Origin of the sequence: Cryobacterium sp. 10I5 (assembly GCF_035019865.1) — a bacterium.
In the GTDB taxonomy this organism is placed as follows: domain Bacteria; phylum Actinomycetota; class Actinomycetes; order Actinomycetales; family Microbacteriaceae; genus Cryobacterium; species Cryobacterium breve_A.
The window spans coordinates 1-7,961 of the sequence record NZ_JASJVI010000122.1; the positions used below are offsets into that span (position 1 = coordinate 1).

General features: G+C 67.4%; 10 protein-coding genes. 5 read left to right on the forward strand and 5 right to left on the reverse strand.

The window, feature by feature from the left end; genetic code table 11:
• Both QN350_RS18195 and pip read left to right on the forward strand, forming a co-directional pair.
• Nucleotides 1-475: response regulator transcription factor (locus tag QN350_RS18195; RefSeq protein WP_323517062.1), on the forward strand; the 475-nt coding region annotated here is incomplete at its 5' end.
• Nucleotides 476-544: 69 nt separating this feature from the next.
• Nucleotides 545-1,501: a prolyl aminopeptidase gene (gene pip, locus QN350_RS18200; protein WP_322138711.1), complete on the forward strand. Its 957-nt coding sequence runs from the start codon at nt 545-547 to the stop codon at nt 1,499-1,501.
• 15 nt (nt 1,502-1,516) lie between these two features.
• Here the strand turns inward: pip and QN350_RS18205 are convergent, their stop codons facing one another.
• Together QN350_RS18205 and QN350_RS18210 are read right to left on the reverse strand one after the other, a co-directional pair.
• Nucleotides 1,517-2,101, reverse strand: coding sequence for an acyltransferase (locus QN350_RS18205; RefSeq protein WP_322138712.1), 585 nt, complete (start codon nt 2,099-2,101; stop codon nt 1,517-1,519).
• Nucleotides 2,102-2,339: 238 nt separating this feature from the next.
• On the reverse strand, nt 2,340-3,329 hold the full coding sequence (locus tag QN350_RS18210; protein ID WP_323517064.1) for a DUF389 domain-containing protein: 990 nt from the start codon (nt 3,327-3,329) through the stop codon (nt 2,340-2,342).
• 150 nt (nt 3,330-3,479) lie between these two features.
• On the opposite strand from QN350_RS18210, the gene QN350_RS18215 reads away from it, so the two are divergent.
• Nucleotides 3,480-4,160, forward strand: a complete 681-nt coding sequence (locus QN350_RS18215; protein WP_323517066.1) for an NUDIX domain-containing protein — start codon at nt 3,480-3,482, stop codon at nt 4,158-4,160.
• Between the two features lie 68 nt (nt 4,161-4,228).
• On the opposite strand, the gene QN350_RS18220 is transcribed toward QN350_RS18215, so the two are convergent.
• Nucleotides 4,229-4,465, reverse strand: a complete 237-nt coding sequence (locus QN350_RS18220) for a hypothetical protein (RefSeq protein WP_322138715.1) — start codon at nt 4,463-4,465, stop codon at nt 4,229-4,231.
• 105 nt (nt 4,466-4,570) lie between these two features.
• On the reverse strand, nt 4,571-5,407 hold the full coding sequence (locus tag QN350_RS18225) for a sigma-70 family RNA polymerase sigma factor (RefSeq protein WP_323517068.1): 837 nt from the start codon (nt 5,405-5,407) through the stop codon (nt 4,571-4,573).
• A gap of 257 nt (nt 5,408-5,664) precedes the next feature.
• Between QN350_RS18225 and QN350_RS18230 the strand changes: the two genes are divergently transcribed.
• On the forward strand, nt 5,665-6,144 hold the full coding sequence (locus tag QN350_RS18230) for a hypothetical protein (RefSeq protein WP_323503596.1): 480 nt from the start codon (nt 5,665-5,667) through the stop codon (nt 6,142-6,144).
• Between the two features lie 48 nt (nt 6,145-6,192).
• Here QN350_RS18230 and QN350_RS18235 read toward each other — a convergent pair whose 3' ends face one another.
• Complete coding sequence (locus QN350_RS18235) at nt 6,193-7,095, reverse strand: LysR family transcriptional regulator (protein ID WP_323503597.1); 903 nt, start codon at nt 7,093-7,095, stop codon at nt 6,193-6,195.
• 72 nt (nt 7,096-7,167) lie between these two features.
• Between QN350_RS18235 and QN350_RS18240 the strand changes: the two genes are divergently transcribed.
• Nucleotides 7,168-7,961: DMT family transporter (locus QN350_RS18240; protein WP_323517070.1), on the forward strand; the 794-nt coding region annotated here is incomplete at its 3' end.

Below are 7,961 nucleotides of genomic sequence, written 5' to 3' on the forward strand. Positions count from 1 at the left end.
CGCGGCGCACCCCCAGATCCGGGTCATCATCCTGACCACCTTCGACCTCGACGAGTATGCGTTCGGCGGTCTCAAGGCCGGCGCCCGTGGCTTCCTGCTCAAGGACGCCCAACCGAGCGAACTGACCGCCGCGATCCGGGCGGTCGCGTCGGGGGAGGCATCCGTTTCGCCCCGCGTCACCCGGCGGATGCTCGAGCTGTTCGGGTCCCGGCTTCCCGCCGAAGGGGCGGACGGCGCCGCGACCGGCGAGGACCCCGCGGCGGATGCCGCGCGCATCGACGTGCTGACCGACCGGGAACGGGAGGTTTTCTTCGCGATCGCCGAGGGTCTGTCCAACACCGAGCTCGCCGAGCGCTTCTTCCTCTCCGAGTCCACGGTGAAGACCCACGTCGGCCGGATCCTGCAGAAACTCGGTCTCCGCGACCGGGTGCACATCGTGATCCTCGCCTACGAGCAGGGGCTGGCCCGCCCCTGAACGCCCGCCGCACTGGCATGCGCGGCGCATCCGCAACTCAACCCGCGACAAGCGCCGTAGGCTCGGGAGATGCGCACCTTCTACCCAGAACTCGAACCCTACGAAACCGGGATGCTCGAGGTCGGTGACGGGCAGTCCATCTACTGGGAGGCATCCGGCAACCCGGACGGCAAGCCTGCGGTCTACCTGCACGGCGGCCCCGGCGGCGGATCGAGCCCCCAGCAGCGTCGCGTGTTCGACCCGGCGAAGTACCGCATCATCCTCTTCGACCAGCGTGGCTGCGGCAAGAGCACCCCGCACGCGAGCGCAGCGGATGCCGACCTCAGCACGAACACGACGTGGCACCTGGTCGCCGACATCGAACGCCTGCGCGAGCACCTCGGCATCGACCGCTGGCAGGTCTGCGGCGGATCCTGGGGCAGCTCCCTCGGCCTCGCCTACGCCGAAACCCACCCGGAGCGGGTGACCGAGCTCATCCTGCGCGGCATCTTCACTCTGCGGCCCGTCGAACTGGACTGGTTCTACGAGGGCGGCGCCGCGGCGATCTACCCCGACCTGTGGGAGGGCTTCCTCGCGCCGGTTCCCGTCGAGGAACGCGGCAAGCTCATCGCGGCGTACGGTCGCCTGCTGCACGACCCCGACCGCTACGTGCGCGAGCGCGCCGGCGTGGCCTGGTCGACCTGGGAATCGTCGACGATCACGCTGCTGCAGCAGCCCGCGACGATCGCCCGGTTCACCGAGCCCGACTTCGCGGTCGCGTTCGCGCGCATCGAGAACCACTACTTCCGGAACCTCGGCTGGTTCGAGCCCGGGCAGCTGATCCGCGACGCCGGCCGGTTGAGCGAGATCCCCGGCGTCATCGTGCAGGGTCGCTACGACATGTGCACTCCGGCGTTCACCGCCTGGGAACTGCACAAGAACTGGCCGGAAGCCGACTTCCGGATGATCCCAGACGCCGGGCACTCCTTCGAGGAACCCGGCAACCTCGACGCGATCATCGAAGCCACGGACCGCTTCGCCGCCTGAACCGCGCGGGGCGGCTCACTCGAGCGTGAGCTGCCCATCGTGCTGCCGGTAGTGCTCACCGGTGTCCGGGCAGACGTAGAGTCCGTCGCCGACGTGGTCGAGGGTCGCGCCGCTGCGCCCGACCCAGCCCACCCGTTCGGCGGGTACCCCGACCATGAGTGCGAAGTCGGGCACGTTCGCGGTCACGATGGCTCCGGCGGCCACCATCGCCCAGCGCCCGATCGTCAGGGGCGCGAGGCACACGGCGTGCGCCCCGACGGACGCCCCGGTGCGCACCGTCACGCCGAGCGTCGACCGTTCACTCAGCGGCCGTGCCGAACCGTCGCCGTTGATCGCGCGCGGGTGTGGGTTGTTCGTGAACACGGCCGCCGCACCGACGAAGACCCCGTCCTCGAGCAGTGCGGGTTCGTAGACGACCGCGTATTCCTGCACGATGCAATTGCGGCCCACCACAACGCCGGGTCCGACGTAGGCGCCGCGGCCGAGCATGCTACCGGGCCCGATCCGGGCGTACTCGCGTACCTGAGCCAGGTCGGCGATGTGCGCGCCTGCGCCGATGACCGCGCTCGGGTCCACTTCCCCCGGGGCTGTGACGTTCATCGCGCGCCGGCCGTCACTGTGGTGACGCGGGGTGCGATTGATCGGGGTTGACGGTGCGGGTGAGGCGATGAGGTCGTATTCACGGCAGTCCCTGTGCTCGGGTGTACAGGAGGAAGCGGACGGTACGAGGAACGGATGCGTCGTGGTCGCCGTTCCCGGCGGTCACGAACGGAACGTACCCCGCAACTGCCGCGACACGCTAGTACCCCTCTGGGGGACATCCGCTACTGTGCAAGCTTCACGGCGTGGCGAGCTTCACCGAGTAGACGGGGACGAGGTTGACGGTCACCTTGCCCGTGTCCACGCCCGCCGCATCCAGCAGCCCCTTGAGCGTTGTCGTGTCGGGCACCGGGAGGGGGCCCTCGAGGCGGATGTAGACCTCGGAGTCGCGCGTGCTGACCGTGTCGACCTCCCAGCCGACCGACTGCGCCCAGGTCTCCGCGACCCGGTGGACACCCTGCTCGACAATGGCGCGCGCACTGATGCCGATGCTGGTAATGGCGAGCGGCACGCCGATCACGAGGAACATGACGGCGAGCAGGGCGATGGTGCGGCCCATTCCCCGCTGCGCTTCGCCGGCCATGGGCTCGCGGGCGAGCCGGGTGACCCCGTAGACCGACATCACGACGACGCCCGTGCCGATGATGGCGACGACGTTGGTGACGAAGAGCAGCAGGGCGCCGAGCGACTGGGTGATCGAGCCGGATTCGAGGGTGAGGCCGGCCACGGCGAGCGGGGGCACGAGCGAGATCGCGATCGCGACGCCGGGCAGCGTGTCCGAGATGTCCTTGCGCACGAGCGCGACGGAGCCGACCACGCCGGTACCGAGGGCCGCAAGCAGGTCGATCAGGCCCGGGGTCACCCGGGCGGACACCTGCGCGTTCGTGTCGGCGAGCACGTCATTGACAACGAGGAAGCCGACGGCATACCCGACCGCGACCGCAGTTGCGGCGCCCGCGACGACCAGGAGCAGCGAGCGGATGAGGCTCGCCCGGTCCCCGATCACGGTCGCGAGCATGGTGCCCATGATCGGGGTCATCAGCGGGGCGACGATCATCGCACCGATCACGGTCGCCGTGGAGTCGCCGACGATTCCGGCCGAGGCGATGATCGCGGACAGCACGAGCAGCATCCAGAAGCGGCTGTAGCGGCTGCGCACGTCCGGGCCGTCGAAGAACACCGACGCGCGCATATTGGCGACGGTGTTGAAGCGGGCCTCATCGAGCATGGTGCCGCCCTCCCGCGGTCGCGAGGCCTGGTTTGCGGGACGTCGGTGGGGACATGCAGTGATCCTAGGGAAGATCCCGGGTCAGCGGCAGGGGCACTTCAGCAGTTGCCCGATGGTGTCGCCGACGCGCGGCACCGTACGTTGGTAGTCATGACTCCTCTTCCGACCCTTCCCATACCCGGCCGGCCCGGCGAGGATGCCCCGGACGGTCGGGGCAGAACCGGCCTGGATCGGGTCGGTGCCGACCTGCACGGGAACCCTGACGTCACCGTCGACCGTGTCGAGGTGACCTCCGACGGCTGGCATGTCCTGCGCCGCACGACCTTCCGGTACCGCGGACGCAATGGGCAGCAAACCAGCCAGCAGTGCGAAACCTACGACCGCGGCAACGGCGCCACGATCCTGCTCTACGACCCGGATCGCAAGACCGTCCTGCTGACACGCCAGTTCCGGTACCCCGCGTACGTCAACGATCACCCCGACGGAATGCTCATCGAAACCGCGGCCGGCCTGCTCGACGAGGACTCGCCCGAGGTCGCGATCCGGAGGGAGGCGAGCGAGGAACTCGGTGTGGTGGTCGGGGAGCTGCGGCACGTGTTCGACCTGTACATGAGTCCGGGTTCGGTCACCGAGCGCGTGCACTTCTACGTCGCCGCCTACGGCCCGTCCGACCGGGTGTCACCGGGGGGCGGCCTGCCCGAAGAAGGGGAGGAGATCGAAGTCCTCGAGATCCCCTCCAGTGACGCCCTGGCCATGGTCGCCGACGGCCGTATCGTCGACGGCAAGACCGTGCTCCTCCTGCAGTGGGCCGCCCTGACCGGTCTGCTCTGACCCGAGCGGCGAGACTCCAGAAATCCGTCGCACCTCTTCTGACGTCAGGTTCGAACGCTACCCGACGGTCACACGCCTGGGATTTCGGCAAACTCCTTCTTCGTTGAGGTGTACCAATCCATCGACTGCTTCGGGTGCCTCCAACGAGCTTTCATTTCGTTGTGGGCTTGCTCGTGGGTGGCGTCTCCGGCCTTGACCGCGTCCTTGAGGTGGCGGTTCTGGGCCTTGATGACGTCATCGGCGGTCTCGCCGTCCAGCGGTTGATCGCACGGTCCACCCAGCTGGCGGCATGTCATGGTCTTCATCGGTTCGGGTCCTCACTGTCAAGGCGGTCCCCGGTTGAGGCCCGCTACCTATATGACGATCGATCGGCTCCAAGTGTGACCGCTGACGTGGTCGACGGTCGCAGGTCAAGCTCGGCTCGCTCCCGCTTCACGCCGGATGATGTGTTCCAGGACCGCCGGATCGGCGCGGAAGTCGATTCGAGACACGACGCCGTCGAGGACCGTGAAGTCAAACGCAACACGGGGGGCACCGCGATGAAACCATGCGGCCCCTGCGCGCCCGTCGATGAATACGGGGAGAGCGGCCTTGGCTGCGCCGTTGAACATCGTCGCCACCGCGGTCCGCCCTTCGATCCGAGACGGGGTCCCCTCCGCTATGGCCGCGTCGTCGCCGACGACCAGTACGTCCGGTGCCAGCAGCTTCACGAGTTGCTCGAAATCGCCCTGCCGCGAGGCGGCGAGGAATGCGTCCACGACTTTCCAGTCGGCGCGGCCGTGCCCCTGGCTCTGCGGGCGGATCTTGCTTCGCGCCCTCGAAGCGAGCTTGCGTGCAGCGGCTGGAGTGCTCCCGAGGATGGCGGCGATCGTGGGAAAGTCAATGCTGAAGCTGTCGTGAAGGACGAAGGCGACACGCTCCGCAGGCGTGAGGCGGTCAAGCACCACCTGGAGGGCGATCCCGACAGTGTCGGCGAGGGCGAGCTCATCCGCTGGATCGGCGGTTCGCGACGGGGCCTCAAGGTCGTCAACGAGAATTGGTTTCTCGGCGCGCAGTCTGTCCAGGCACAGCCGTGTCGTGACCGTGGTCAGCCAGGCCGGCAGGTTGTCGATCGCGGCCTCTGTGGCGTGCAGTCGCAGCCAGGCCTGCTGGACGATGTCCTCGGCCTCCGCGCCATCGCGCAGGATGCGTCCGGCAATGCGCAACAGACGGGGACGTTCACGCTCGAAAACTTCTGTCTCGTCCATGATCATCACGCTTTCAGTGGAGGTCTCATGTTAAGGGTGAGGTCCGACCGCTACCGAACGGCCGCGTCACGTCTAACTCGCGCCGAGAATCGCCGTAAGCGCCGAGTAACCACGTTGCGCCGGCGATTCTCGGCCTCATCGGCGATTCTCGGCGACGGATGCGGTGGGGAGGTCTTGTCCCGGCTTGGTGCCCTCGGTAGGGTTCGAGGAGGCAGGGTGTCTATGGGGGGCAACCATTAGCTGGTTGGAGGCAGAAATTGAATCGTGGATCGTCGTTCGCGCTCGCTTCGTTGGTGCTTGCCGTGTTGGCGCTGAGCGCCTGTTCGTCCACGCCCGGCATCGTCGCTACACCGACAGTCGCGGGGGGAGCGATCGAGTTGGCGGTTTCGCAGACCTGCGCCGCGAGTTCAGATCTCCACTGCGTTGCGGTCAATGGGGAGAACGTAGTGCTCCCATCTGCCTTCGAACGCGCAGGCGTTGGGGATGCCGTCGTGGCCGAAGGGGAGGGGCGCAATGCGGTTGACGTGACGTTCAGCGAAGAGGGGTCCGTGGTCTTTCGTGCGCTCACCGAGAAAGCCGTAGGGGCGGGAAGCACCGCGCGCCTGGTCATGCGGATCGGCGGAGAGCTGAAAGCCGCGGTTGTGGTGATGCAAGCGATGGAGGGCGATCAGGTTCAGATTGGTCTGTCGCCGGACGACAACGCCCAGGGTGTCGTCGATCTGATTCGCAGGGGCTGAGAAGGCCCCTCGGCTACTGATTCACTGGTCCGAGGGCCCGGGTGGAGTTCACCTCGTGAGCCTCTCGGCTATCACCTTGATCTGGGCCAGGACCGCCTGCGCGTTGGTGCGCTCGAGGGTTTCCGGTCGGGCAAGGCAATCGATGTGCCGTCCGAGGCCGGGGTAGGACAGCGGACGAAGGACCAACTCCGGATGGTCGCGCAGGTCGGTCGTGTACCGAGGCATCAGCGCGACGCATCCGCTCGCTTCGACGACGGACGCGGCTACCGAGAACTCGTTGATCCGGTGCAGGATTCGGGCCTCGTTCCCTCCGATACCTGCGATCAGGGCGAGAGCCTGCGTGAGCGGGAACCCATCGTGCACCGCCACCCACTCCTCGCCCTGAAGATCAGCCGGCTCGATCGCCGCTTTCGACGCGAGGCGGTGATCGTGGCGAACCGCGATGTCCAGGGGCTCGTACAGGAGGTGTTCCACCCGGACCGACTCCGGCCATGAGGGACTGCCGACCAGCCGATGGGCGAGCACAAGATCATGATCGGTGGTGAGCAGGGGGAAGTCCTCCTGAGCCACATCAAAATCGCTCAGCCGAACGCCGGGCAGGTCAGGCGCGACGCAGGCGGCGATCAAGGGTCCGAAGACGGCCAGGCCCACACTGTGGAAGGCGGTCACGGAAACGGTGCCCCGGTGATCGCCCTGGAACCGTGCCACCGCCCGCGCGGCGCGTTCGAGTGCCACTTCGACGTCGATCGCGGCGAGAGCGAGGGCGCGCCCGGCATCCGTGAGTGCCGTCCGTCGGCCAGCCCGGAAGGTCAAAGGAGCGGGCGACTGACGCTGCAGGGCGCTGATCTGCTGCGATACCGACGACGGCGTGACGTGCAGCGCCGCTGCGACGGCGGCGATGCTGCCGCGGTCGCCCAGCTCTCTCAACGCCCGAAGCTGACCGAGTTCCATAAGTTGAAACTAATGCATGTGACACCAAAGCACTCACTTGTATTACGCGATGGCAGACCGGACGATGGAGGAATGCCCGCCCTCCTCAGTCGATTCCGCGTCGACCTGCTCCTGCTCCTGGTCGCCGCCGCCTGGGGGTCGACCTACCTCGTCGCCAAAGAACTGGTCACGCCCCAATCCGTCGTCGCCCTGCTCGCAACACGGATGCTGCTCGCCGCGGCCATCATGGCGGCCCTCGTTGCCGTGCGTCGGCACCGGATCACGGCAGCGGAGCTGAGATCCGGGACGCTGCTCGGGACCTTGCTGGCTGCCGTGTTCGCCTTCGAAACCTTCGGGATCGCCCACACCTCGGCCACGAACGCCGGACTCATCATCAGCCTGACGATCGTGTTCACCCCGATTCTCGATTCCGCGATATCCGGTCGGCGGCTGCCCGGCAGGTTCTTCCTGGCCGCGGTCATTGCCATCGGTGGCGTCGCCCTGCTCGCCAGTGGCGGCGTCTTCCAGGCGCCAAACCTCGGCGACCTGCTCGTGCTCGCCGCGGCCATCATCCGCGCCGTCCACGTCACGTCGATGTCCAAGCTCACGGGTAGCGCTCCGATGAATTCGCTCCACCTCACCACGGTGCAGCTGTCGACCTGCGCGTTGCTCTTCTCGGCGGTGTCACTGTTCTACGGTGACTCGATCCCGCACTTCCTGGCCCGTCTCGACCCCGGACGTACGGTCCTGTTCCTCTACCTCGTCGTCGCGTGCACTGTCTTCGCGTTCCTGATCCAGACCTGGGCCGTGCGACGCACCTCGCCCTCGAGAGTGAGCCTCCTCCTCGGAACCGAGCCGGTCTGGGCCGCAATTGTCGGAATCACCGT

Bases quoted from the DNA above. Each gene is read 5' to 3' on its own strand.
- pip (WP_322138711.1), top strand. From the start codon at position 545: ATGCGCACCTTCTACCCAGAACTCGAACCCTACGAAACCGGGATGCTC.
- QN350_RS18205 (WP_322138712.1), bottom strand. From the start codon at position 2,101: ATGAACGTCACAGCCCCGGGGGAAGTGGACCCGAGCGCGGTCATCGGC.
- QN350_RS18210 (WP_323517064.1), bottom strand. From the start codon at position 3,329: ATGCTCGATGAGGCCCGCTTCAACACCGTCGCCAATATGCGCGCGTCG.
- QN350_RS18215 (WP_323517066.1), top strand. From the start codon at position 3,480: ATGACTCCTCTTCCGACCCTTCCCATACCCGGCCGGCCCGGCGAGGAT.
- QN350_RS18220 (WP_322138715.1), bottom strand. From the start codon at position 4,465: ATGAAGACCATGACATGCCGCCAGCTGGGTGGACCGTGCGATCAACCG.
- QN350_RS18225 (WP_323517068.1), bottom strand. From the start codon at position 5,407: ATGGACGAGACAGAAGTTTTCGAGCGTGAACGTCCCCGTCTGTTGCGC.
- QN350_RS18235 (WP_323503597.1), bottom strand. From the start codon at position 7,095: ATGGAACTCGGTCAGCTTCGGGCGTTGAGAGAGCTGGGCGACCGCGGC.